The organism is Dyadobacter psychrotolerans (genome assembly GCF_004349265.1).
Taxonomy (GTDB): domain Bacteria; phylum Bacteroidota; class Bacteroidia; order Cytophagales; family Spirosomataceae; genus Dyadobacter; species Dyadobacter psychrotolerans.
The window spans coordinates 126907-152426 of the sequence record NZ_SMFL01000006.1 but is presented as its reverse complement, the minus strand read 5'-3'; the positions used below and the strand labels follow the sequence as shown (position 1 = coordinate 152426).

Annotated in this window: 20 protein-coding genes; 4 read left to right on the top strand and 16 right to left on the bottom strand. The window is 42.3% G+C overall.

The annotated features are described in order from the left end of the window. Positions 1–27: 27 nt before the first annotated feature. The 11 genes from nuoF to E0F88_RS17600 all read right to left on the bottom strand — a co-directional run bounded on the left by nuoF (position 28) and on the right by E0F88_RS17600 (position 13103). Positions 28–1368, bottom strand: a complete 1341-nt coding sequence (nuoF, locus tag E0F88_RS17650; protein WP_131959602.1) for an NADH-quinone oxidoreductase subunit NuoF — start codon at positions 1366–1368, stop codon at positions 28–30. A 29-nt stretch (positions 1369–1397) separates the two neighbouring features. Beyond that, positions 1398–1895 (bottom strand): NADH-quinone oxidoreductase subunit NuoE, encoded by a 498-nt coding sequence (nuoE, locus tag E0F88_RS17645; protein WP_131959601.1) that lies wholly within the window; start codon positions 1893–1895, stop codon positions 1398–1400. Positions 1896–1971: 76 nt separating this feature from the next. Beyond that, positions 1972–3198: an NADH dehydrogenase (quinone) subunit D gene (gene nuoD, locus E0F88_RS17640; protein WP_131959600.1), complete on the bottom strand. Its 1227-nt coding sequence runs from the start codon at positions 3196–3198 to the stop codon at positions 1972–1974. Between the two features lie 23 nt (positions 3199–3221). Further along, positions 3222–3722 (bottom strand): NADH-quinone oxidoreductase subunit C, encoded by a 501-nt coding sequence (locus E0F88_RS17635; protein ID WP_131959599.1) that lies wholly within the window; start codon positions 3720–3722, stop codon positions 3222–3224. A gap of 9 nt (positions 3723–3731) precedes the next feature. After that, entirely contained in the window at positions 3732–4274 is a 543-nt protein-coding gene (locus E0F88_RS17630) for an NADH-quinone oxidoreductase subunit B (protein WP_131959598.1), read from the bottom strand. A 27-nt stretch (positions 4275–4301) separates the two neighbouring features. Then, positions 4302–4676, bottom strand: a complete 375-nt coding sequence (locus tag E0F88_RS17625) for an NADH-quinone oxidoreductase subunit A (protein ID WP_131959597.1) — start codon at positions 4674–4676, stop codon at positions 4302–4304. 171 nt (positions 4677–4847) lie between these two features. Next, positions 4848–6980: a T9SS type A sorting domain-containing protein gene (locus tag E0F88_RS17620; protein ID WP_131959596.1), complete on the bottom strand. Its 2133-nt coding sequence runs from the start codon at positions 6978–6980 to the stop codon at positions 4848–4850. Positions 6981–7152: 172 nt separating this feature from the next. After that, positions 7153–10332 carry a T9SS type A sorting domain-containing protein gene (locus tag E0F88_RS17615; RefSeq protein ID WP_131959595.1) on the bottom strand — a complete coding sequence of 1060 codons (3180 nt, stop codon included), beginning with the start codon at positions 10330–10332 and terminating at the stop codon, positions 7153–7155. 82 nt (positions 10333–10414) lie between these two features. Continuing rightward, positions 10415–11419 carry a GTPase ObgE gene (gene obgE / locus E0F88_RS17610; RefSeq protein WP_131959594.1) on the bottom strand — a complete coding sequence of 335 codons (1005 nt, stop codon included), beginning with the start codon at positions 11417–11419 and terminating at the stop codon, positions 10415–10417. A gap of 31 nt (positions 11420–11450) precedes the next feature. Further along, positions 11451–12032, bottom strand: a complete 582-nt coding sequence (locus tag E0F88_RS17605; protein WP_131959593.1) for an adenylate kinase — start codon at positions 12030–12032, stop codon at positions 11451–11453. Between the two features lie 279 nt (positions 12033–12311). Further along, a complete protein-coding gene (locus tag E0F88_RS17600) occupies positions 12312–13103 on the bottom strand; it encodes a T9SS type A sorting domain-containing protein (RefSeq protein WP_131959592.1) in 792 nt (263 codons plus the stop codon). Positions 13104–13274: 171 nt separating this feature from the next. Between E0F88_RS17600 and E0F88_RS17595 the strand changes: the two genes are divergently transcribed. Together E0F88_RS17595 and E0F88_RS17590 are read left to right on the top strand one after the other, a co-directional pair. Further along, complete coding sequence (locus tag E0F88_RS17595) at positions 13275–15092, top strand: sensor histidine kinase (RefSeq protein WP_131959591.1); 1818 nt, start codon at positions 13275–13277, stop codon at positions 15090–15092. An 88-nt stretch (positions 15093–15180) separates the two neighbouring features. Next, complete coding sequence (locus E0F88_RS17590) at positions 15181–17808, top strand: valine--tRNA ligase (RefSeq protein WP_131959590.1); 2628 nt, start codon at positions 15181–15183, stop codon at positions 17806–17808. A 76-nt stretch (positions 17809–17884) separates the two neighbouring features. Here E0F88_RS17590 and E0F88_RS17585 read toward each other — a convergent pair whose 3' ends face one another. The 4 genes from E0F88_RS17585 to ettA form a co-directional block, all read right to left on the bottom strand. Further along, positions 17885–18586 carry a hypothetical protein gene (locus E0F88_RS17585; RefSeq protein WP_131959589.1) on the bottom strand — a complete coding sequence of 234 codons (702 nt, stop codon included), beginning with the start codon at positions 18584–18586 and terminating at the stop codon, positions 17885–17887. Between the two features lie 190 nt (positions 18587–18776). Continuing rightward, entirely contained in the window at positions 18777–19142 is a 366-nt protein-coding gene (locus E0F88_RS17580; RefSeq protein WP_131959588.1) for a DUF2200 domain-containing protein, read from the bottom strand. A 247-nt stretch (positions 19143–19389) separates the two neighbouring features. After that, positions 19390–19821, bottom strand: a complete 432-nt coding sequence (locus tag E0F88_RS17575) for a hypothetical protein (RefSeq protein WP_131959587.1) — start codon at positions 19819–19821, stop codon at positions 19390–19392. A 566-nt stretch (positions 19822–20387) separates the two neighbouring features. Then, positions 20388–22055 (bottom strand): energy-dependent translational throttle protein EttA, encoded by a 1668-nt coding sequence (ettA, locus tag E0F88_RS17570; protein ID WP_131959586.1) that lies wholly within the window; start codon positions 22053–22055, stop codon positions 20388–20390. A 70-nt stretch (positions 22056–22125) separates the two neighbouring features. On the opposite strand from ettA, the gene E0F88_RS17565 reads away from it, so the two are divergent. Next, positions 22126–23406 carry a DUF349 domain-containing protein gene (locus E0F88_RS17565; protein WP_131959585.1) on the top strand — a complete coding sequence of 427 codons (1281 nt, stop codon included), beginning with the start codon at positions 22126–22128 and terminating at the stop codon, positions 23404–23406. Positions 23407–23586: 180 nt separating this feature from the next. On the opposite strand, the gene E0F88_RS17560 is transcribed toward E0F88_RS17565, so the two are convergent. Next, positions 23587–24624 (bottom strand): LacI family DNA-binding transcriptional regulator, encoded by a 1038-nt coding sequence (locus E0F88_RS17560; RefSeq protein ID WP_131959584.1) that lies wholly within the window; start codon positions 24622–24624, stop codon positions 23587–23589. Between the two features lie 280 nt (positions 24625–24904). Between E0F88_RS17560 and E0F88_RS17555 the strand changes: the two genes are divergently transcribed. Continuing rightward, entirely contained in the window at positions 24905–25516 is a 612-nt protein-coding gene (locus E0F88_RS17555; RefSeq protein ID WP_131959583.1) for an RNA polymerase sigma-70 factor, read from the top strand. The last annotated feature ends 4 nt before the right edge of the window (positions 25517–25520 follow it).

Genomic DNA, 25520 nt, shown 5'->3' with positions numbered 1-25520 from the left:
ATTATTAGGAATCACACCTTAATTTTTTTATACCAATGCCATTTCACCCTGATAAACTGCACCAGGTTGGGATGCTTCATGAGGATGGGTAATGTGCCACATAAATTCATCACGGAAATGCCTTACAGCACTGGCTACCGGCCACGCAGCTGCATCTCCAAGCGGACAAATTGTGTTTCCTTCAATTTTTTTAGAAATATCCACCAAAAGGTCGATATCGTGCATACTTCCGTGACCATGCTCAATTCTGTGCAGGACCTTTTCCATCCAGCCAGTACCTTCACGGCAGGGGCTGCATTGTCCACAGGATTCGTGGTGATAAAAGCGGGAGAAGTTCCAGGTATTACGGACGATACAGGCTGTTTCATCAAAAACAATAAAACCACCGGATCCCATCATAGTACCAGTTGCAAACCCTCCGTCTGAAAGTGATTCATAACTCATAAGCCTGTCTTCACCAGCTGCAGTTTTCATTATTAAATGAGCAGGGAGGATAGGAACAGAAGAACCGCCGGCTACCAAAGCTTTCAAATGATGACCTTTACGGATTCCTCCGCAGTATTCGTCAGAATTTAAAAATTCTTCAACACCAAGCCCCAGTTCAATTTCATAAACACCAGGTTTTTGAATATGGCCGGATGCGGAAATAAGTTTTGTACCTGTGCTCCGGCCGATTCCAATTGCCGAATAAGCTTCACCACCATTGTTGATTACCCATGGCATGTTCGCGATAGATTCAACATTGTTAACAACGGTTGGAGATTGATACAATCCTTTTACAGCCGGAAAAGGCGGTTTGTTACGCGGATTTCCTCTTTTTCCTTCCAGGGATTCCAAAAGGGCAGTTTCCTCACCACAAATGTAGGCACCACCTCCGGATTGAACGACCAATTCCAGATCATAACCCGTGCCCAATATATTTTTACCTAAAAATCCGTTTGCTTTTGCTTCTGCAATTGCCTTTTCCAGGATGCGAATGACATACATCAGTTCACCCCGTACATATATAAACGACTTATTCGCTCCCAAAGCATAGCTGGAAACGATCATACCTTCAATCAACAAATGAGGAAGGCATTTCATTAAATGGTGATCTTTAAAAGTCCCTGGTTCGGATTCATCTGCATTACAAACCAGGTAACGTGGAATACCTTCCGGCTTGGCTAGAAATCCCCATTTCATCCCCATTGGAAATCCTGCGCCTCCACGTCCGCGTATCCCGGATTTTTTTGCTTCCTCAACGACCTCGTCGGGCGTCAGCGTTTTTAATGCTTTCTCAACGGCAGCATAACCTCCCTGTTTACGATAAACTTCGAAGGTCTCTATTCCGGGGACGTTGATATGCTCTGTTAATATCTTTCTAGCCATTTCAGGATCAATTTCAGCCTATGAAAAGCTTATTTACTTAACTCTTCTATAATTTCATCCACCTTTTCGTTGGTGAGATTCATATAATATTTCTCGCGTATCTGAAACACCGGACCCCATCCGCAAGCTGCGAGACATTCTACTTCCTTCAATGTGAAATTTCCGTCTGTTGTAGTCTGGCCTGCTTCAATACCAAGTTTTTGTTTCAGGTGCCCATACACATCTTCGCCCCCCATCAGGCAGCATGGACCGGTTCTGCAGTATTCAATCACATGTTTTCCTACCGGATCTAAATGAAACATGGTGTAAAATGTTGCAACCTCGTAGACCTCTACCGGAAGAATATCCAGCAGGCCGGCAACATAGTCCATTACTTCGCTGCTAACCCAACCCCATTGTTCCTGAGCAACATGCAGCACAGGCAGCAATGCAGATTTTTGTTTTCCGGCAGGGTAGCGCTCTATAATCTCTTTTACTTGCGCCAGTCGTTCCGGAGTAAACGCAACAGTATTAGATGTTTCAGTCATTTTTCTTATATGATCTTATGAAGTTCAAAACCGGTAATAACAGAACCGATTAATATTTTCATTCACTATTAAAAAATTAAGCATCCAGTTCACCAGCAATTACGTTGAGGCTACTCATTGTAAGAATTGCATCGGAAAGGGTACTGCCTTTACACATTTCAGGAAAAGCCTGGTAATAAATAAAGCTCGGTCTGCGGAAATGTAAACGATAAGGTGCCCGTCCGCCATCACTGATAAGGTAAAAACCTAGTTCTCCGTTTCCGCCTTCAACAGCATGGTAAACTTCCCCCTGCGGAGCATCTATTTCACCCATCACAATTTTGAAATGGTAAATAAGTGCTTCCATGTTATTGTAAACCTCTTTTTTGGGAGGTAAATAATATTCAGGAGCATCTGCATAATATGGGCCTTCGGGAAGATTGTTAAGGGCTTGTTCTACAATTTTAAGACTTTGCCACATCTCTTCGATACGAACATTATATCTGTCGAAGGTATCTCCGCTCTGTCCTACCGGGATACTGAAATCAAAATCCTCGTAAGAAGAATAAGGATTCATAACCCGGACGTCATAATCAAGTCCTGCTGCTCTTAAATTAGGGCCAGTAAAACCATAAGATAAAGCTCGTTCCAGAGATATCGGACCAACATTAATGGTACGATCCATGAATATCCTGTTGCGGCTCATAAGCTTCTCAAACTCCTGAAGAACAGGCGGGAAGGTTTTAATAAAATCGCGTATTTTACGAATTGCGGTGCTGGAAAGATCCCGTTCCATACCGCCAATACGTCCCATATTTGTTGTTAAACGTGCTCCGCAAACTTCTTCGTAAATTTCATAAATATCCTCACGTTTTTGCATTACGTAAAGAAACCCTGAGAATGCGCCGGTATCTACACCTAAAATACTGTTACAAATCAGGTGATCAGAAATACGCGCAAGTTCCATCATAATAACCCGGATATACTGGGCACGTTTTGGAACTTCAATCTGCAATAATTTCTCAACCGTCATGTGCCATCCGAAGTTATTTATCGGTGATGAACAGTAATTCATACGGTCGGTCAGCGTGGTAATCTGATAAAACGGCCTTCTTTCAGCAATTTTTTCAAAAGCACGGTGAATATATCCAATAGTCTGCTCTCCTGAAATGATTTTCTCACCGTCCATTTTAAGGATGTTCTGAAAAATACCATGAGTTGCAGGGTGGGTAGGACCTAGGTTAAGGGTTGTTAATTCTTCAACCAGCTCAGGAAGCTCCGATTGAGAAGGAACATTATGTGGTAATAATTCGATATCTGCCATGTTTTACTTTGTTCAGTAAAGGGTTATCGACCAAAAAGTGCATCAATTTTATCCTCACGTGTTGCATCTTCCAGCGGATATTCTCTTCTCATTGGAAAATAATCCATTTCCTCGATATTAAGAATTCGGATCAGGTTTGGATGACCATCAAACAAAATCCCAAAGAAATCGAAAGTCTCACGCTCCATCCAGTTGGCACAGGCATACAGCCCGGTTGCTGTGGGAATGTGGATATCAGCCTCAGCAATAGAAACCTTGATCCGGATACGGAAATTATGAATAAAACTATGTGCGTGGTACACGACCATAAACTCTTTTCCCGGACTGTCGGGATAGTGTATTCCCGTCAGATCAGTGAGAAAGTTTATCTGAAATACTTTATGATCTTTTAGAAATTCCAAAACCGGAATAATGTCTTCACGTGTTGTGGAAAGCGTCAGCAATCCGTATGGCTCATCAAAGTCATACACCTGATCACCAAATTTCCCCAAAAGCTCTTCTGCTACCTCCTGGTTACTTAGCATAAAGGTAATTTATTGAATATTGTAGGATGCCAGCAAATGCTGATATTCATCTGTATTTCTTCTGCGTAATTTTTCGTTCTGGGCCAGATACTGAATGTGCATCAGTCCGTCAATAATTTGCTCCGGACGCGGAGGGCAACCTGGAACGTAACAGTCGACCGGAATAATACGGTCTATTCCCTGAAGTACGCTGTAAGTGTCAAAAATCCCGCCACTTGAAGCACATGCCCCAACTGCCAATACCCAGCGGGGTTCTGCCATTTGCAGGTACACCTGTTTAACAACCGGAGCCATTTTTTTTGCAATTGTCCCCATCACCATCAGTAAATCTGCCTGCCGAGGAGAAAAACTAGGCCTTTCGGATCCAAAACGGGAAATGTCGTAATGAGCGCCCATTGTTGCCATGAATTCGATACCGCAGCATGAAGTTGCAAACGGAAGAGGCCAAAGAGAGTAACTTCTCGCCAAACCGATTGCTTCATCAAATGAGGTAGCAAAAAAACCTGATCCACTATGTCCTTGCGGAGCTTCCGCTATTGTTACTTCTTTCATGATTTTCAGAATTAGAATGTTTGAAGTTTATTCTTCCCAGTTCAATACTCCTTTGCGGATGATGTAGTAAAATCCCGAAAGAAGCAGTGCCATAAACAACAACATTTCTACGAACCCAAACATTCCAAGTTCTTTGAAATTTACAGCCCAGGGGTACATAAATATAACCTCAACATCAAAAAGTACAAAGAGAATCGCTACCAAAAAGTATTTTACCGAAATAGGAGTTCTCGCATCACCGACCGATTCGATACCGCATTCAAACGGATCGTCTTTCAGTTTGCTTTTACGGCTTGGCCCGATTAGGTGCGTTACGATCATCGTTCCGCCTATAAATCCTGCAGCAAGAATAAACTGAACCAGGATGGGAAGATAATCCGAAGGGAGATATGAATTTTTCATTGAATAGTTTTATTTCAAATACAATCTGTAGTAACTCTTCCTATACCAGTCAAAATTAGCCTTTGCAAATTTATCAATCAAATTCTTTACTTTTTCTTTTATCTAATTAGTATCATACTAAATAAGCCCCGATCTCCCGGGGCTTATTTATAAATAATTAAAGAAAAAATATTATCGTATTATAATTTGCTTTGTGAGGCTGGTGTCCCTGCCGGTGACTCTCATGATGTACTTTCCACTTGGCAAAAGGCTTACATCTATTTCCAGCCGGCTATCCAAATACCTTGGAGGCGTCATTTTAATCACCCTTCCGAAAGTATCATACATAGTAACAATAGCATCATTGATGTTATCACGGGATTCTATATAAATATAGGCTCCCTGGCTTGGATTTGGGTAAATAACAACTTCGTTTGACACATTTGTTTCAAACTGGCGTGACGCTGTGTCAGAATAGCAAATCAAAGAATTAGATCCTAAGGTAAACACTACTCTTGCCTTGGTGGAATAAGTGCCTGTTTTAAGAATCTTGATAATTTTAGCAAGCGTATCGGATTCAGTACCCGGACGACGCCATAGGTATTGTTCATTCAGTCCGGTTTCAGCTATGCTTGCCGTTACACTAAATGGACCAGCCGATTCAATAACAGGTTTAGTTATTTTTGGGCGGATAATTAGAGAAGAAGCCGCAGAATTGGTAGAGATACAGCCATATATGTTTTGTCCTCTCACCTGGTAATTTCCTGTTTCCGCAATTTTAATAGACGTTCCGGTTCCCAAAACAGCTGTTGTTCCGACTTTTGACCAGGAATAAGTATCATTCCCGCTGGCAACAGAAAATGTAAATGAAGAATCAGCGCATGCCTGCTGCTGGCCTTGCTGCACAATTGTTGGCTGCGCTGGGACTGCATTCTTTTCAAGAATTACAATTGGGCTAAGAATTGAATTTCCTGCCGCATCTTTTACGGTGGCACTGTAGCTTCCCGCATTAGTAACTCTGATAGAATTGGTCGTTTCTCCGGTCGTCCATTTGTAAGAAGCGTAACCGGTCGGAAGCGTAATCGTTACAGCATTGTTTTCTGCAACACAGCTTGCGGAAACTGCCGGAAGCGGAGCCGGTGCATGAGGTGTAACGGTTGAGAAGAAGCGTGCATCTAAACTCTGATTCCACGCATTGGCCAGTATTGTTAGTGCTGCGGCACCAATAAAGTGCGTTCCGTCAGGACGATTGGGTACAAGAGCATCAGTTTCCGGGCCAGGATAAGTCGGATTAAACTGTGCGTCCAATACTGCGTTTTGAGCAGCAATTATTTCAGGAAATACACTGGACACATTGGTATTGGATGGAGAAGTTCTGGAAGTCCTGGCAATTACCCAGGTGAATTTTCTGCCTGCGTCCGCTTCCAGCTTATTCATCAAAAACTGAAGATTATTCCGATAACTACTGGCAGGGGTAGAGAAAAGACCGTCTGTTTCACCCTGCATCCATAGGATGGCTCTTGCTCCATATTGCGCTGCATAGTTTCTTGCGGCTATTCGTAAATTGGCATAAGGCATTTGTGGTGGATACCATGCTCCATACTTGCTTTGGGTTAAAATTCCATTTGAACTTTGTACCCAGTTCTCAACCGCAGAACCTTCCCAGGCAGTGTTTATAAATAAGACAGGCATGTTAAGTCTTGCAACCAAAAGATCACCTAAAATACCCCAGCACCATGCAGATTGTCCTCTTGGTGCCATAAAACCGATGTCTGCGGTTATTTTAGAAAATACAGCACGGGGAGGGTCGGTCAGCTCATCCTTGGAATCGTTGTTATAATTGGAAATGTATTGTACCCTCTCATCCACAGCGGATGGACCGGGATAAGCTTTTAAGCCCTGAGCGTTCGACTGGCCTGAAATAATAAACACTTCACCAACACCTAACCTTTGGAGTACCGCTCTTCCTACTACCTGGCCAGCTTGTGTACCGCGAAGTTCAATGGAATACCAGCCGGCATAGATTGAAATTTTCCCTTCAAAAACACCTCCCTTGGGTGCAATCTGTAAATCTTTCCATGGCGTATCAATGCCTTGGCCTAAAACCACAGCAACCGCACGTACTTCAATTTTATCCATTGGGACAGTAAAGGAGCCCGCAACGGTTATTTCGCGCTCTCCTTTCACATCCCTCTGGTAAACAGCATTAAGTACAGGTGACGTAATCGTAATCGTATTGGTTTGTTGTGAAAATACTGCTGCCGGAAGTGAGCAAAGCAACAGTATAGTTTTTACCATTACCCTGAAAATTGAGTTATTACGCATTTGGTTTTTTAGTACAGGTAAAGTCTCTCATATCAGAAAGAATAAATTGATGAATAAACGTTATCATAGAACCTCTTACATTATGATAATCAACGACAAATTTAAAAGAATTATTTCGGCTATAATATAACTATTCCGTTTTTTTGATTTATTAACCCTTGCAGTGCCTTTATTACTTCACAATGATGATTTTCTGAGAAGCATTGAGTGATCCTGAAATGATTCGGATGATATACGAACCTGAGGAGAGGTCAGAAATATTGAAAAATTGTATGCTATCAAATTTAGCCACCTTATAAACTTTATGGATTACACCCCTGGTGTCTATAATCTGTACAGTTGCATTATTAATATTTTGTACTGTTTCAATATTTAACCTGCCATCTGTTGCAGGACTTGGATAGGCTACCAAACCGTTGTTTTGTGTATCAGCCACGAAGTTGAACGGAGCAGAAAAATCAGAAAAACAGGAAAGTGTCGGACTATAGACAACTGTATTATTTACAACGTATGACCCGGATTGTATTGCTTTAAGAATCGTACTTTTTTCAGGAAGAATGGTTGCATTGAGTTTCCACACATGATCGCCATCGTTGATGTTATTTTCCGATTTCAAAGTGAAAACGCCTATTTGCTTTATTATAGGAGCCGTTGGGGTTGGTTTTACGTCAACAAGAATTTCACGTGAATTGGGAGACAAACAACCTTGAGTATCTTTTACCCTTGCGGAATAAGCTCCGGATTGTGTGGCATGGATTGAATCTTTTTCAGTTCCGGTATTCCAGACAAAACTGTTTCCGTTTGAGGCTTTAAGTGCAACAAAGTTTCCATCGCAAAATATTGTTTCTCCCAGTGCCGCAACAGATGGTGCAGGCGGCAAAGCCAGTGTCCGGGTACTGATCTGGTTACTTTTGTCAGAGTAACATTTAAATTCATTAATGGTCTGAACGGTAAAAGTTGCGCCTATATTTACCTTAATAGATTGACTTGATGAACCGTTACTCCATAAAAAACCTGCTGCGGTAGTTGATGTTAAATTAACACTTAGATCCGCACAAAAAACGGTAGGGCCGTCCGCTGTGATGACCGGTGTCGGGGGCAATGGATTGGCAACAACCAGAACAGCAGCAGATGGCGGAGATACACAGCGGTTCCCATCAATCTGAGATATTGTATAACTTCCTGATTCGTAAATGTTTATTTCTTTATTATTAGCGCCGTTACTCCACAAATAAGTAGCGGCATCACTGCTTCTTAAAGTTGTAAAATCCCTTGTACAAAAAGTAGTAGGCCTTAAAGCTGTAATAGTTGGCGTTGGCGGAAGCGGATTTACTTTGATGTTTACCGCATCGGATGTGGATTCGCAGCCATTGGAATCACGCTGTTTAAGGGAGAAGCTTCCCGATTCATTGACAGAAATTGTTTTACTAACCGCAGCATTACTCCATGTGTTACCACTCTCATAGCTGGATGTAAGCGTAACATTTCCTCCTGCGCAAAAGGTTGAAGATCCGCTGAGTGCTATGGAGGGTTTTGCAGGAAGCGGATTTACTTTAACTGTAACCGGATCAGATTCAGGAGAAAAACAGCCTAAATTATCCAGAGCCTGTACCCTGTATTCTCCCGAAGATTTAACCGAAATAGAACCTGTATTTGCACCGTTCGACCATCTGTTGTTAACCCTGGAATTTGACTGAAGACTTACTTCGCCACCTTCACAAAAAGTTAAAGCGCCCAAAGCAGTAATAGCGGGTTTTTCGGGAAGTGGAGAATTCAGAACAGCGACCGAAATTCTTGATGATGAAGTTTCGCAGCCGTAAACATTTCTAGCAGTTACAAAATATTCACCTCCTGTTGTTACTGGTAGTCTGTCACTTGTAGAACCTGTATTCCATCTTACGTTTTCTGCGGTATTGGAGATTAAAACGGCTGTGTTACCCAGGCACACAGGGTTACTCCCTTGCAAAGAGATAGTAGGTTGTGCAGGATATATTGACTGGCTGACACTAATCTCCGGGGAATATATCATATTACCACGGGAATCGCGTGCTGTTACCCTAAAGGTGCCATTCCCCACTTGTATGTTTGGCGTATTCTGTCCGGTATTCCAATTTATAGAGGAGTATCCATCGCTTTTAACTGAAAGACTAATGCTATTATTTCCTGCACAATTCGCTGTGATTTCCAAAGGACTCACCGCCTGGTAAGGATCAGAGTTTGAAAAAAAATCGTTATTCAAGGCATTGCTCCAGGCTTCTCCAAGCGACGTCAGACCTTCGTTATGTAGGTGAACTCCTTCAAAATCTGTTCGCGGTATCTGAATTTGATCTGTATTCGGTCCCTGGAATATTTTGTTAGCTGTGCTAATAATATTTTTTTGTCCCTGGATTACATTATTGTCAGTTCCATATCTGTTGGTATAAGAAGTAATCGATATGACCCAAGCCAAGCTACCTTTTCCTGATTCGTTCCTGCTCGCATCAATCACTGCCCGGAGATCTTTAACATAATCTTCTGTCCTAGTATCAAACTGATTATCTGCCTCTCCTTGTTGCCACAATACACCTCTGATACCTGTAATGGGAACGTAATTTTGCATCACCGACCTTAGGTTGGAATATGGCATTCCTGAAGGGTCATAACTTGCAGGTATATAAGGGGAGTATGCTGTTCCAGTAATACTTTCACGCCAGGTGCGAACTAAGGTACCCTCCCAGGCAACATTATAAAACAAAATGGGAACCCTTAAACGTTCTGCCAGAATATCCCCGAGTTTGCCCCAACTCCATGCAGATTGACCTCGTGGAGAAATCTGAGAATTGGATTCAAGGTGAGCGAACGACGGATAGGGAAGAGAGACATCGGAACGCTGGTTGTTGCTATAGGCTATGCAATTAACCCGGTCGTCATTGGCTCTTTGTGCGCCATAACTAAAATTTGGATAGTCCTGAAATCCCTGCGCGTTGGATTGACCTGCTATTAAAAATACTTCTCCTATTCCGACCGGAGACATAGTTCTGGATTCGGTTTCCTGATCTCCTCGCATTCCCCGGACTCTTAACTCATACCATCCGCCCGAAGAAACGACACTTCCGGAATAAAAGCCGCCCTGAGGATTAGATTGAATTGGAACCCAGTCCGTGTCGGCACCTCCGTTGATTGCAATTAATTTAGCTTCAATACGGTCAGCCGGTTTTGAATAACTACCAGCCACATATATCCTTGCTGAATTATTTTTGTCCCGCTGAAAGATAGCACGTGAGGAGGGATAGGTAATATTGATCTGACCTGATGCCTCAAAAGACAAAATACTCAGGATTATACACACGAAGAGCGATAAAAAATATTTCATTTCGACCGAATATATTTCATTAAAAGTAACTCTATCGACACATCTCAGGTATCAAAAGGTTGTCTCTTTCGCAAAAAAATTATTAAACGGAAAACGGATCATTTATTGCAGCCCATATCCTATCTTTCAACTGCTCTATACCTTCCTGTGTAATTGCAGAAATAAAAGAATAAGGAATTCCTTCCGGGATGCTGCTTTTTAAATCTTCACGCTCCTCTTCGGAAACGATGTCAGATTTTGAAATGGCTAAAATGCGACTTTTATCTAATAGGGAGGGGTTATATAATCTAAGCTCCTGAAGGAGTGTCTGATATTCTGCATTGATGTCTTCACTGTCCGCAGGAACCAGAAATAATAAGATAGAATTTCTTTCTATGTGTCTTAAAAAACGAAGACCAAGACCTTTACCTTGTGAGGCTCCTTCGATAATGCCCGGAATATCGGCCATTACGAATGACTTGTAGTCCCGATAGGAAACGACTCCAAGATTGGGTACCAGGGTTGTGAAAGGATAATCAGCAATTTCGGGTCTCGCAGCTGAAACTGCTGAAAGTAAAGTGGATTTTCCCGCATTTGGAAAACCGACAAGACCTACATCGGCAAGTACTTTAAGTTCAAGAATAACCCAGGCTTCCAGTCCCGCTTCGCCCGGCTGGGCGTGCTGCGGGGTCTGGTTGGTTGCAGATTTGAAATGGTCATTGCCCATTCCGCCGCGTCCGCCTTTTAAAAGGATGATTTCCTGATCATTTTCGGTAATTTCAAACAGCTGCTCTCCGGTTTCAGAATCTCTTGCAACAGTTCCCAGCGGAACTTCGAGAACGATATCTTTCCCGATCATGCCGGATCTGCGGCCGCCTTCACCGCCTTTTCCGTCAAATGCCTTAACGTGTTTGGTATATTTTAAATGAAGCAGCGTCCAGAGCTGTGAACTTCCTTTTAGGATAATATGCCCTCCACGTCCGCCGTCGCCTCCATCCGGGCCTCCTTTTTCAACATGTTTTTCGCGTCTGAAATGTAAAGCTCCTGCACCGCCTGAACCGGAACGCACATTGATTTTTACATAATCTATAAAATTTGAAGACGCCATAATGTGTTGCTGAGTACTGACTTTAATAATATTAATTGACCTTAACTGCGGAAATCGCTTTACTGATCCCTGCAAAGATAGATTCTATTTCGCCGATACCATCAATTGCTGTGAATTTGCCTTGTGCCTTGTAATAATCTGCAACCGGCTTTGTTTTGCTGTTATATTCATGAATACGCTTGCTGATCAGCTCTTCATTCTGGTCATCCGGACGACCGGATGTTTTTCCCCTGTTCAATAAGCGTGCAAGTAATTCATTATCATCCACCACCAGGGCAACCATTACAGAAATACTTTCATCATAACTTGCCAGTAATTCATCCAGTGCTTCGGATTGTTTAACTGTACGTGGAAAACCGTCAAAAATGAATCCGGCGGCATCTCTGTGGTCTTTCAGTTTATGATCAATCATTCCAATTACAACTTCATCCGGGACAAGCAATCCCTGATCCATTAAAGTTTTAGCCCTGAGTCCAAGTTCTGTTCCTGCCTGAATTTCAGAGCGAAGAAGATCTCCTGTGGAGAGATGTATCAGGTTGTATTTGGCAATAATTTTTTCACTTTGGGTGCCCTTTCCTGCACCTGGAGGGCCAAAAAGTATAAGATTCAGCATAGTTGCTTAGTAAATTGGATGTCGCAGACGATTGGTGTTTTTCCGCAAATTTACAATTCTTAGCAGATGTCTCTCTAATTAATTGTATTATTTTCAATAAAATATCTCAATTATTATGACAACGATGCCAATTTTGGTTGAAATCTGTCGATTCTTTGATGGCGCTGACCAAAAATCTATTTACCGGCCAATCGATTTACAGAACAGGTAATCTACTTTCTATATACGAAAAAACCCCTGATCCGGATGAATCAGAGGTTTTTTCGTTGGATTATCAGATCAGGGAATTACCACTCTTTTCACCGCACCGTCTTCATTTTGTACCACGGTTACGAAAACAGTTCCTTTTGTATTTTTCTTTAAATCGATTTGTCCGACAAAGTCTCCGCTAAAATCTTTGATTTCCTTTTTGCCGACTTCTTTTCCTTTTGTGTCAGTTACCGTAATGTTAAGATCGCCCTTTTGCTGCGCATGAAACCGCAGATTCAGAACGCCGTTATCAGGGTTATTGGAATAAACACTAAGTTCCCGAACGCTCGCTGCTTTCATTCCCTCTCTTGTCCAGACCGATCCCAGCTGATCACCAAAATTTTCCATATCCCGCATAAATACCTTTGCTTTTGGTCTGAACTCCCTTTCAAAATTCCTCATTTGCGATTGCAGCTTCTCCGTATCAAAGCTAAATTCATTATTTCCATCCCAATGGAAGGCAAGCGGTTCGCGGTCATCGCGACGGTCTATTACTACATTTCTGCGTTTTCTGGTAATTACTCTGGTATCACCTTCTCCGTCATCCATGGTAACGGAAACGACTTTGCCGGATTTTGAATCTACGCCAAGTGAATCCAAAACTTTGTCAACAAACTGTTTACGCTCCTGGTCATTCATGTTATTGACCTTATATTCTTTCTCAACATCTTTCGTTTTGCCTTTATCATCTTCCGAAACGCGAACGCGAATGGTCGTTTTTTTACTTTTTTCAGAAGATTGTGCAAATGTTGGTTCACTCAGCGCCAAGCCTGAGATCAGGATAACCGGCATCAAAATGCTCTGTGCAAAAATGTGTTTCATGACTGTATAGATTTTTGTATATGAATCAATTACAAATTTAAATGCTGTGATTTCTGCGGGCTGTTAAATTTTGTTAAAAATATGAACAGCCACCGAAGATGGTTTAAATTTGTTTCCGTAGTAATGTCGTAGAAAAGAGGGGAGACGTTGCACAGCGTGTTTTTAAAAATTATGACGAAAAGAAAAATTCAGATAATTGTTGGTTTGATGTGTCTGGCGCTGATTGGCCTGATCGGTTTTCAGTGGTATTGGATTCGGGAAGCCATCGCAATCCGGAACGACCAGTTTAATCATAAAGTAGCCGAATCAGTACAGGAAGTGGTACACCGTCTGGAAAAACAGGAAATGATGTACCTTCTTCAGCAGCGCATCGAAACGGAACAGCAAAAAAGCCGCCTTGAAAGAATTACCCAATTACAGAATGCACCTGTTAAACGAACCAGTCCGGTAAAACAGCAAACGATTCGTGAATCAAGCCGAAAAGCCGCTCCGAGAATTGAAGTCGTTATCCTCCCCAACGGAGAAGAAATACATTATCAGATATCTTCCGAAGAAGCTGCCACGGATGTTTTAAGTCCCAATTTTCGGGTTATGGTGGATCATCAGCAAAAGATCATTGAAGAGTTTTTTCAGGCTCAGCAGTTCGGTTTGGCCGGGATGGATGAATTTATGCGCCGCAGAATGGAGGATGAGAAAAACCTGGGAAAAGCGCTTGGAGATTTGAATTCACAAAAGAGCAGTTCGGGAAGAAACTACGATGGAGATACAAAGGACAGTGTTCAAAAGCGTTACGCAAACCGTAAAAGAGCCTTGCCGGTCTCCGATAAAAATTTCAGAAACAACGCCAAAAACCTTGCTATTTCGGGCACTAAAAATCCTGATAAAGCGGAGCTTTTAAGGGAGGTGATGAAAGATCTTTTATATACAAAAAGACCGCTTAATGAGAGAGTCAATCGCTTTTTGCTGGATACGCTGCTAAAAAAAGAATTTGCAGAAAACGGAATTTCCTTGCCGTACGAATTTGCCGTTCAGGGACCCGCCTCCAAAGAAGTTATTTTTTCAACAGCCAGCCTGAAACCAAACGAATGGGAACAAAGAGCCTATCGCGCTTCGCTTTTCCCGAATGAGACTTTGCAGGGACAAAATTCCTTATATGTTTATTTTCCGGATCAGGAAAAGTACATCCGCAGCGGAATGGGTGTCGTTTTCGGAGGTTCGGGCGTTTTGATTTTGGTTGTAATGGCTTGTTTTTACATGGCCGTCAGCACGATTGTCCGTCAGAAAAAACTTTCGGATATTAAAAACGATTTTATCAATAACATGACCCATGAGTTCAAAACGCCGATTTCGACCATAGCACTTGCGGCAGAAATGGCGCAGGAAAACGCAGCCAGCCAGGCCGCGTCACCACGCCTGGACAGGTACCTGGGGATTATCAAAGAGGAAAATAAAAGGCTGGGGACACATGTTGAAAAAGTGCTGCAAATGGCACTGCTTGATAAGGGAGAAATAAGACTAAAAAGAACATTAGTCAATATTCATGATCTGGTCACCAATGCACTCAATAGCCAGAGTGTACAAATCGAACAGCAAAATGGCGACGTGGATCTGGAATTTGAAGCAGAAAATGAAACGGTTTCAGCTGATGAAGTTCATTTGGCAAATATTCTGAATAACCTGATCGACAATGCCATTAAATACTCTCCTGCAAAACTTCAAATTGCTGTCAGAACCAAAAATGTTGAAAATGGTATAGAAATAGCCATTACGGACAAAGGAATTGGCATGAACAAAGAGCAGCTGCATCGTATTTTTGATACCTTCTACCGTGTTCCGACTGGCAACGTTCACGATGTAAAAGGTTTCGGACTCGGCCTGAGTTATGTTAAAAAGATGGTTGAGGCACATGCAGGAACTGTTATAGTTGAAAGTAAAACAGGCGAAGGAAGTACTTTCACTTTGTGGCTGCCAACAGCTTCGGAGGCATAAAATTTTAGAAAATTTCGTCTGCAAATCCTAACTTGCCGTCTTTTTAAGACAGCAACCCGCGATCCGTCGCATTTTTCTACCTACAAGAATGATTTCCAAAACTTATGCTCCCCAGGAAATAGAGGACAAATGGTATTCCTATTGGATGGAAAACCGGTTTTTTAATTCAAAACCTAATCCGGATAAGGAGCCTTATACGATCGTCATCCCTCCGCCAAACGTAACAGGTGTGCTGCACATGGGGCACATGCTGAACAATACAATCCAGGATATTCTGGTTCGTAAAGCACGTATGGAAGGTAAGGAGGCTTGCTGGGTTCCGGGAACAGATCACGCTTCAATAGCCACAGAAGCCAAAGTGGTAGCAATGCTTAAAGAACGGGGAATTGCAAAACGGGATTTGTCAAGGGATGAATTCCTGGAATATTGCTGGGAATGGACGCACAAATATGGCGGGATCATTTTGCAGCAACTACGGAAACTCGGTGCTTCCTGTGACTGGGACCGTACCCGTTTCACAATGGAGCCGGATTTGTATGATTCTGTGATCGATGTTTTTATAGATCTTTATAACAAAGGAGATATCTATCGTGGCCACCGCATGGTGAACTGGGATCCTCAGGCGAGAACAACCGTTTCTGACGAAGAAGTAATCATGAAAGAGGTGAACCAGAAGCTGGTCTATCTTAAATATGAATTGGTTGGAGCGGAAGGGCAGGGGGTTGTCGTTGCAACTACACGCCCGGAAACGATTATGGCGGATGTGGCGATCTGTGTCAATCCAAATGATGAACGTTACCAGCATCTGATCGGAAAACAGGTTTTGATCCCGCTTATCAAACGGGCTATTCCGGTTATTGCAGATGATTATGTAGAAATTGAATTCGGAACGGGTTGTCTGAAAGTGACGCCTGCGCATGATACCAATGACTATGAATTAGGCAAAAGACATAATCTGCCGATCATCGATCTTCTGAATGAGGACGGGACGCTAAATGAAAAAGCACAGATTCTAATTGGTGAAGACCGTTTTACAGCACGTAAAAAGATCATTAAACTATTGGAAGAATCCGGTGATCTGATTAAGGTTGAGGAGTACAAATCCAACGTTGGTCATTCGGAAAGGACGGATTCAGTGATCGAGCCACGACTTTCTGAGCAGTGGTTCCTGAAAATGGACAAGATCAGCAAACCTGCGCTGGACAACGTAATGAACGATACGGTTCAGCTGATACCTGCAAAATTCAAAAATACCTATCGTCACTGGATGGAAAACGTCCGTGACTGGAATATCAGCCGTCAGCTTTGGTGGGGGCACCGAATCCCGGCTTTTTATCTGAAAGACGGAACGCTGATCGTAGCAAAAAATAAACGGGAAGCTTTAAGAAAAGCACAGCATGAATACCAGCTTTTTGCATTAACAGAAGAAGATATCACGCAGGATCCGGATGTTCTTGATACATGGTTTTCATCTTGGCTTTGGCCGATTTCTGTTTTTAACGGTATAAAAGAACCCGATAACGCAGATATAAATTATTACTATCCAACCAATGACCTGGTGACCGCACCTGAAATTCTGTTTTTCTGGGTGGCGCGTATGATCATTGCGGGTTATGAATACAAGGGGACGTATCCGTTCAAGAATGTTTACCTGACCGGAATTGTGCGTGACAAACAGGGAAGGAAAATGTCCAAATCGCTCGGAAATTCACCGGATCCGATTGATCTGATTAACACACATGGTGCGGACGGTGTGAGAACGGGTATGCTTTTCAGTTCTCAGGCAGGAAACGATTTACCTTACGATGACAAACTGGTAGAGCAGGGACGGAACTTCTGTAACAAAATCTGGAATGCTTTCAGGTTGGTAAAAGGTTGGGAAATCGATCAAAACCTGTCGGCTCCGCAAGGTTCTGAACTGGCTGTAAAGTGGTTTGACAGCAAGCTGAATGTAACGCTTGCAGAAGTACATGACCATTTTATTAAATTCCGTATTTCGGATGCACTGAATGCGGTTTACAAACTGATTTGGGATGATTTCTGCGCACAATATCTCGAAATGATTAAGCCTGCCTATGAGCAGCCTATTGACAAAGTTACCTTTGAAGCGACGCTTGAATTCTTTGATCAGCTGATGCGGCTTGCCCATCCTTTCATGCCATTTATCAGCGAAGAAATCTGGCAGAATATTCGGGAGAGAAAAGCAAATGATTCAATTTGTATCGCACCATTTCCTCAGGCAAAAGATTCGGATTTGGCGCTTTTGAATGATTTTGAAATATTGTTTGAGCTTATTTCCGGAATCAGGAATTTAAGGAATTCGAAAAATATCAGCCCCAAAGTTGCGTTGCCACTAGCAATTCGGACCGACTCAAAAGGACGTTATGAAACACTGGAAACATTAATTGTGAAACTTGCCCATGTTGAGTCAATCGCTTATGTAACCGAAGAATCCGAAGGCACTTCTTTCCGGGTAAAATCTGATGAATTTTTTGTAAACCTGGCAGATGAACTGGACGTAGAAACAGAACGTGAAAATCTGCAAAGAGAACTTGAATATACCCAGGGTTTCCTAGATTCCGTAATCAAAAAGCTTTCAAACGAACGTTTTGTTGCAAATGCAAAAGGGGATATCGTTGAAAAGGAACGTCAGAAACAAGCTGATGCTGAGTCTAAGATCATGACTTTAAAGGAGGCACTGGTAAGGTTGGGGTAGAGCATTTGGTATTATAATCAAGGTGCATCGAAAACTACTTCGATGCACCTTTTTGTTTTTGTCAATAGACTGAATATCAAAGACTACTTGCGAATTCCAAAGTCTGTACAATCTCTTTCGGATCGAAAAATTCTACGTTATTTGTTTTCAAATATTCATTCAGCGCTTTTTTGTGTCGTGGGAATACTTTGAGTAAATTTCCTTTGGTAGCTAAATAAATGTCTCTGTTTTTATCCAGAAAAAAATACACAAAGCGTTTCTTCAAAAGTATTTTGTTACTTCCTTCCAGCTCCTGCGGTTGCCCGGCACCGTTTACAAATGAAGAATAAGTGGATATTGCTGTGGTGGAGCTGTACTGATTGTATGCTGCATATCGCTCGGTACCATTTGTCCCTAAAATTTGTTTTTCAGCAAGCATAACCTGACTGTAACCTGCAACTTTTCTTACATGGCCATGATGTTGATAGTAATAAAAAGTATCCGCAGCGATGGCTATTCTATCCATGAAGTTTTTATCATTCAATATGAGCGTATCGTTTTTTGCATCCAAGAATTGAATCTCTCCATGTGCAAGACTGTAGTTTAACTTTGCATCCACTACGCGGCCATTTCGGAAAAATACTTTGCCGTCAAGAAAGGAAGAATACCTGAATCGCTCCGAGTAAGGAAGGGTTTTTGTAATATCCGATCCGTTTTTAACCTTCATTTCGTTACTGACGTTTTGCGCGTTTCCCAATAAAGGAAGGACCAGGAATAGGTAAAATGTTAGCTGTTTCATAATTGTTAGGAGTTTCTGTCACAAAGGCAATAGATTAGATTTTGCCTCACAAAGCGGCTGTTGTAGCCAAAGCAAAGGTATTTTTGATCATATGTTATACCTTTAACAGAATAGTTCGTATGTTTCCATACCCGATTCTCAAATGACTTAATAAAGATACTCCAAAACCTATCTTTTGTCGAATAGATTTTTACGCTCCTCTCAATATTTTTTCCATCTTTTTCCCCTTCGCCAGTTCGTCCACCAGCTTATCCAGATACCTCACCTGTTTCGTAAGAGGAGTTTCAATTTCTTCTATTCTATAGCCACAGATTAAACCGGTTATCAGTTGAGCCTTTGGATTCAGTGTCGCTCTGTTGAAGAACGTTTCAAAAGTTACTTTTTCGTCAATCAGTTCTTTAAGCTGTTTGTCGTCGAAGCCCGTTAGCCAGTTTATTACCTGATGTAATTCGTCTTTTGTTCTGCCTTTCCGTTCAACTTTTGTAATGTAGTGCGGATAAACGGAAGCAAATGTCAGTTTGGCTATCTTTTCATCGTGTTCAGGTGTAGTTGTCATATCTTTTACTTTTGAATTTTTTCTTTTCAAAAATCTGTATTATAACGAAATATAAGTAAGTGCGTGGTTAATGTAAATCAAATAACCCTGCCTTCCAAGGAAGAATCTTACTACTTTCCTGCTCAGTTCAGGCGGGGTGGGTTAAAAATCCGGAGTATATCGTTTATTCCAGTGTTCGAAATTGTGGAGTCTAATGGAGATCGATCTGATTCGATTGGTGCTTCGTTGGGCTTAGTCCCAACTTAAATTATTCCTTTTTGAAAATGTTATCCGGGCCGTCAACATAACTGCCATTACACATCATCAAATTGTCACAAAACAGTAGGCGACCAGATACCTGAGAAATAAAGGGCATGGTTTGGAACCCATAAAGGTTATTGTCTTTTAATTCAATCGTCCAGGTAAAGGTTCCGTTTGTATCTTTTGCCATGATCGTTCCGGAACCATCTTCGTTAAACTTGATTCTAAGATTTTTCGATGATTCTGTGTTCTTTGAAGGTGTAGATGAGACATGACTACCAGCGGAGTATTTCCATCCCCAAGTTCCAATAATACTCTTACGGGTGGCTGCTTCATCATAGTTATTTTCCTGTTGACATTTCCAAATCGCCAAATAATCTTCAGCAGGATTTTGCTTCTCTTTACAGCTAATGAGCATCATTTGTAAGAGTACGGACATAACAAATAAACGGTTAGATTTTGAGGTCATAATTGGGATGGTTTATTTTAAAATTCAATGTTAAAAGTAACCTCTACCACAACAGCTTTTAGATGAGATTTACGAATGTAAACGGCGATTCTTGTTAAGGTTGGGCGTGCCAACGTAGGAACCATTTTAAATGTAAATGGTTGGATTGAAGGAACATATTTATTGGTTCGCAGTCTATATTTTGGGTAATCGCTAGACGCTCAACTTGCGTTATTAGGGTGCACTGCACCTCAGGTTCGGTGTTTTGATTTTTTTTCTACAATATTTCGGTGCTCTGCACATAATGTCAAGGCGCTGTGCGCCGCAATATTTGTAGAATGATTTTGAAAGGAATAGGAAGGTGCAGAGCACCGCGATTTATGATAGTCATTTTTGAAAGGAATAGATAAAACATCTTTTTCTCAAGTTGGTCAGAGACCGATGACACTTGGACGTAGTCTGCACACTACGCCAAACTTGGGTATGCAAACGAACAGCGCTCAAAACGCCTCCTTACCAGAAAGCATTTCAAGCGCCATTTTATACTTCAAAAATCCCTAAACCAGCTTCTTATACTTAATCCGCTTAGGCGTAGCGTCTCCACCCAATCTTTTCTTCCGGTTTTCTTCGTATTCGGAGAAATTTCCTTCAAACCAGTAAACCTGTGAATCGCCTTCGAAGGCCAGGATGTGCGTTGCAACACGGTCCAGAAACCAGCGGTCGTGACTGATGATTACGGCGCATCCTGCAAAGTTTTCCAAGCCTTCTTCCAAAGCCCTTAATGTATTGATATCAAGATCATTGGTTGGTTCATCGAGCAGCAGCAGATTTCCGCCTTCTTTTAGTGTCATCGCCAAATGCACGCGGTTTCTTTCTCCTCCCGAAAGTGTCCCTACCTTTTTTTCCTGATCACCGCCGCCGAAGTTAAAACGACTTACATAAGCACGGGCGTTGGATTGTTTGCCTCCGATCATAATCCAGTCGTTACCATCTGCAATGCTTTGGTATACACTTTTCGCCGGATCCAAATTATCATGTTCCTGATCTACGTATGCCCATTGAACGGTATCACCAACATCAAAATGACCACTTAATGGTTTTATCTGTCCGGTTATGAGTTTGAAAAGCGTGGTTTTACCGGCACCGTTTGGTCCGATAATTCCAACAATTCCGTTTGGCGGTAAAGCGAAATTCAGGTTCTCGTAAAGTAGCCTGTCACCGAAGCCCATGGAAACGCCATGTGCCTCAATAACTTTGTTTCCCAAACGTGGACCGGCCGGGATGAAAATTTCCAGTTTCTCTTCTTTCTCCCTGCCTTCTTCTCCCAGTAATCTTTCATAAGCGCCGAGACGTGCTTTCGATTTTGCCTGACGGCCCACTGCGCCCATACGAACCCATTCCAACTCACGCTGCAAAGTTTTCTGACGTTTGGATTCCGTTTTTTCTTCTTTTCTCAAACGTTCCTGTTTCTGTTCCAGCCAGGAAGTGTAATTCCCTTTCCATGGAATACCTTCGCCGCGGTCGAGTTCAAGGATCCAGCCTGCTACGTTGTCCAGGAAATACCTGTCGTGGGTTACGGCAATCACAGTTCCTTTATATTGTCTTAAATGTTCTTCAAGCCAAAGTACAGACTCCGCATCCAAATGGTTGGTAGGTTCATCGAGCAGCAGTACATCGGGCTGGCGAAGCAGAAGCCGGCATAGTGCAACACGGCGTTTTTCACCACCGGACAATGTCGATACAAGTGCGTCGGATGGCGGGCACCTTAATGCGTCCATGGCTACTTCAAGGCGGTTATCCAGATTCCAGGCGTCGGTTGCGTCCAGTTTTTCCTGCACTTCTCCCTGACGTTCGAGCAATTTATCGAAGTCGGCGTCTTCCTCTCCGAAGGCTTCGTTAATCTGGTCAAATTCCTTTAAAAGGTTTACGATTTCCTGTACGCCCTCTTCCACAACTTCGCGAACGGTCTTGGCAGGATCCAGCTTTGGTTCCTGTTCCAGCATGCCCACAGAGTACCCCGGAGAAAAAACGACATCTCCCTGAATATCTTTGTCAATACCCGCTATAACGCGTAACAGAGTAGATTTCCCCGATCCATTTAGTCCTAAAACCCCAATTTTAGCACCATAAAAAAAGGATAAATAAATGTTCTTGATGATATGCCGGTTTGGAGGAATGATTTTGTTAACCCCCGACATTGAGAAAATAATGGTTTCGTTACTCATTTTTTAGTTAATTTGTGCGTAACAAATATCGTTATATCCCTACACTTAGCAGATAAAAAAATTTGAAAGAATGGAAAATGCCACATTGAATGATGAATACGGCTATGTCAAAGACAGCAAAGTATTTTTAAAGGGGTATCTCGAACACCCGGACCGGCAAATTGGAGAAGTAAAAAGGACAGAGCAGGAAGCCATTGATTATTTCAAAAATCGATTCGTTATTGTGCTCAATAAAGTGGAGCAACTGGAAAGCGAAATCGACGAAGCACTCAATAAAGGTTCCTATCTGACAAAATTGATTCAATTGCAAAGGAAGCTGAAAAGCTTCGATGCGTTGGGCGATTTTGTTCCGCTATTAAAAAGGCTGGAAGAAAAAGAGGAGTATCTCAGAGGATTGATTGAGGTAAATCAGTTAAAAAATCTTGAGATCAAACGCGCACTGATTGAAGACGTAACCGAAGCAGCAGCAATTGAAGATTATGCAGCCGCAACGGATCAGATTCAGGAGATTAAAGCAAAATGGATCAGGACAGGCCCTGTTGAAAAAGAGTTTCAGGATGAGGTGGAAACAACATTTCAAAACATTCTGGATAGCTTCTTCCAAAGACGCCGCGATTATTTCGACGAGCAGAACCGCATTAATCAGGAACGTATCGACGAGTATGAACGCCTGATTAAAATCACGAAAACACTTAGCTATTCGCGTGATCTGGATGATGCTTATTCAAAAGCGAGAGATGTACGTAATGCCTGGAACAATGTGGGTGAAGTTCCGCCAAAGCGTTTCTTTAAGGTTAACAAAGCTTACAGGCACTTCCTTAAATTGTTTTATGACAAATACAATCTTGCCAAAGGAATTGAACCCAAAGTACGTGTTGACCCGCGTATCCTGGAACAGCAGAAACTTCTGGCCACCGCAGAGCAGCTTTTACGCAGCCCGGATATTGTAGAAGCATCGCAGGAAGCAAAAGTGCTGCTTAGCAAATGGAAAGAAATTAAAATTCCATTCAAAATGGCTGACAAAGAACTGTCGGAGCGCTTTAGAATGGTTTGTGATAAAATATTTGAACTTAGCTACCTGGCCCGCGTGATCAGCCGCAAGTATCCGGCTTTTGAAATGAAAAGTCAGGAAGAGCAGTTGAGAACAAAATACAGAGAGCTTGAATGGCTTGCCAAACGCGAAAAAAGTGATCTCGAATTTGCGATCATCGAGTTCGACAGAACCGCAACAGGCGATCCTGAAATCGACAAACAGGCAATGGGCCGTATCAACATCCAAAAACGTAAAGTTTCGATGAAAGAACGGATTTTGTCTGAATTTGAAAGAAAGCTAAAATCGATCACCGGCTGACGATTAGCGGGTGATTAAGTTTTTAGTAAACAGCAAACAGTTTAAAGTGGCCGGATCTGATTTCGGGCAGACAGACTATTGAGTCTGTTAACTATGAACTTAAAACTGTAAACTTATTTAAGCGGTAAAGTTTCTTTTAGCGAAGATCTCCGGTTATTCAGTCTGTTAACTGTAAACTTACTAATTAACCGGTACAGTCGCTTTCAACGAAGATTTCTGTATTACAAGATTTGACGGCAATACCCTGGTCTCATAACTGGCCGGGGTATTTTTGCTTTCAATCAGGTCAAGGAGTAAAGAAGTCGCCTGCTGGCCCATTTCAAAAGCGGGCTGCGTAACCGAGCTGATTGGCGGATCGAGTAGTGAAGACATTGCCAGGTCGCAGAATCCGATTACTGCAATCTCTTCCGGCATTTTGTATCCGAGCTGCCTCAGCGCCCAGTGAATACCCATGGTAATCCGGTCGCTGGCTCCGAAAATTGCATCGGGCCGGTTCCGAAGGGCCATGAGTTGATAAGTCCTTTCTGTGCCGCCTGCCTGTGTAATGGGGCTATGTAAAACCCATTCATCCCGGAACGGGATATTGTATTTTCTAAGTGCTTCGCGATATCCTTCAATTCTGTTTGTACTGACAGAAACCTGCTTGGGTCCTGCAATATGCGCTATTCTTTCACAACCCTGTAATATTAAATGTTCAGTAGCTTCAAAAGCACCCTTGTAGTCGTCTACACGAACTTTATGGGTCTGTAAAGCGTCAGTCACCCTGTCGAATAACACAACCGGAATGCCCTGTTCCTGTAATTCAATAAAATGATCTATGTTTTCGGAATGGGCAGAAATGGCAACAACGAGTCCGTCCACCCGCCTTAGGGAAATATGCCTGCATGCGGATAGTTCCCTTTCGAGCGACTCGTGGCTCTGGTAAATCATTGTGTGGTATCCCCTGCTGTAAGCAATATCTTCCACGCCTCCGATCGCCGAAGAATAAAAACGGTTCGCGATTTCCGGAACGATTACTCCGATTGTCTGGGTCCTGTTTTTAAGCAGGCTCAGCGCAATAGGGTTTGGCGCGTAATGTAATGATTCTGCCAGATCCAAAACCTTCTTTTTGGTGTCTTCACTTATTTCGCTGCTATCACGAAGTGCTCTTGATACCGTTGATTTGGATATCTCTAAAAGTCGTGCAATTTCCTTAATTGTAACGGATGCTTTTCTCATGTCAGGGGTTTATCAGAATAGTGCAATTTTAATATTTTTTCCGGCAAATACACCAAAGAGGCACTTGTGCGTAAAAATACAAAATTGCACTGGGTTCCGGGAAAAAAGTACAAAACGGGAACGGTTCCGGGAACGGTTGCGTAAATATATTGATTTTTTCAAGAATTATTTTTGCATATCAACGAGTCAATGCATAAACTAGACTTACTATTCCGAAAAAGGAAGGGATCAACACCACAGCATATCCAGGAATTTTTCAATTAACCTATAATAATCCTTAATGGAAACGAAGTCTTTTACCAGTACATTACCTGCCTCTTATTCCCAGAAAAGTGTTTTGGAAAATTTGTTTGGCAAGGTTGTTGCGAATGGAGATTATTATGCTTTTCGTGAGTTGTTTACACATCATTATCGCGCTCTTTGCAATTATGCAATGCGGGTGGTGGTTACGCGGGAAATCGCGGAGGAAGTTGTGTCGGACGTGTTTGTAAAGTTGTGGAAAAACCGTGAGCAGATCGAGGTGCATACCTCATTTCAGGCTTACATCTACAGAGCTGTAAGAAACCAGGCGCTGGATTATCTTAAATTACGCGTACATCGCCAGTATGAGCGTGAATCTCTCGATTCAGTTCAATGGAATATGTCGCATGCCGATCACTATTCGCCTGCTGAGGAAATGTCTTTCAACGAATTTTATGATCATGTAGAAGGCTGTATCAATGATCTTCCAAGACAATGTCAGATCATTTTCAGGCTGAGCAGAGAAGAAGGTCTTCGTTACCGTGACATCGCCGAACGTTTAGCCATTTCGGTTAAAACTGTTGAAACGCAGATGAGCCGGGCTCTGAAAGTGTTACGTGAAAGAGTGCCGGAGCATAGGCTGGTAGCTTAAAGCT

Coding starts and splice junctions, on each gene's coding strand:
- nuoD (WP_131959600.1), bottom strand. CDS start 3,198: ATGGCAGATATCGAATTATTACCACATAATGTTCCTTCTCAATCGGAG.
- obgE (WP_131959594.1), bottom strand. CDS start 11,419: ATGGCGTCTTCAAATTTTATAGATTATGTAAAAATCAATGTGCGTTCC.
- E0F88_RS17600 (WP_131959592.1), bottom strand. CDS start 13,103: ATGAAACACATTTTTGCACAGAGCATTTTGATGCCGGTTATCCTGATC.
- E0F88_RS17565 (WP_131959585.1), top strand. CDS start 22,126: ATGGAAAATGCCACATTGAATGATGAATACGGCTATGTCAAAGACAGC.
- ettA (WP_131959586.1), bottom strand. CDS start 22,055: ATGAGTAACGAAACCATTATTTTCTCAATGTCGGGGGTTAACAAAATC.
- E0F88_RS17630 (WP_131959598.1), bottom strand. CDS start 4,274: ATGAAAGAAGTAACAATAGCGGAAGCTCCGCAAGGACATAGTGGATCA.
- nuoE (WP_131959601.1), bottom strand. CDS start 1,895: ATGACTGAAACATCTAATACTGTTGCGTTTACTCCGGAACGACTGGCG.
- E0F88_RS17595 (WP_131959591.1), top strand. CDS start 13,275: ATGACGAAAAGAAAAATTCAGATAATTGTTGGTTTGATGTGTCTGGCG.
- E0F88_RS17625 (WP_131959597.1), bottom strand. CDS start 4,676: ATGAAAAATTCATATCTCCCTTCGGATTATCTTCCCATCCTGGTTCAG.
- nuoF (WP_131959602.1), bottom strand. CDS start 1,368: ATGGCTAGAAAGATATTAACAGAGCATATCAACGTCCCCGGAATAGAG.
- E0F88_RS17560 (WP_131959584.1), bottom strand. CDS start 24,624: ATGAGAAAAGCATCCGTTACAATTAAGGAAATTGCACGACTTTTAGAG.
- E0F88_RS17585 (WP_131959589.1), bottom strand. CDS start 18,586: ATGAAACAGCTAACATTTTACCTATTCCTGGTCCTTCCTTTATTGGGA.
- E0F88_RS17605 (WP_131959593.1), bottom strand. CDS start 12,032: ATGCTGAATCTTATACTTTTTGGCCCTCCAGGTGCAGGAAAGGGCACC.
- E0F88_RS17580 (WP_131959588.1), bottom strand. CDS start 19,142: ATGACAACTACACCTGAACACGATGAAAAGATAGCCAAACTGACATTT.
- E0F88_RS17575 (WP_131959587.1), bottom strand. CDS start 19,821: ATGTCCGTACTCTTACAAATGATGCTCATTAGCTGTAAAGAGAAGCAA.
- E0F88_RS17615 (WP_131959595.1), bottom strand. CDS start 10,332: ATGAAATATTTTTTATCGCTCTTCGTGTGTATAATCCTGAGTATTTTG.
- E0F88_RS17620 (WP_131959596.1), bottom strand. CDS start 6,980: ATGCGTAATAACTCAATTTTCAGGGTAATGGTAAAAACTATACTGTTG.
- E0F88_RS17635 (WP_131959599.1), bottom strand. CDS start 3,722: ATGCTAAGTAACCAGGAGGTAGCAGAAGAGCTTTTGGGGAAATTTGGT.
- E0F88_RS17590 (WP_131959590.1), top strand. CDS start 15,181: ATGATTTCCAAAACTTATGCTCCCCAGGAAATAGAGGACAAATGGTAT.
- E0F88_RS17555 (WP_131959583.1), top strand. CDS start 24,905: ATGGAAACGAAGTCTTTTACCAGTACATTACCTGCCTCTTATTCCCAG.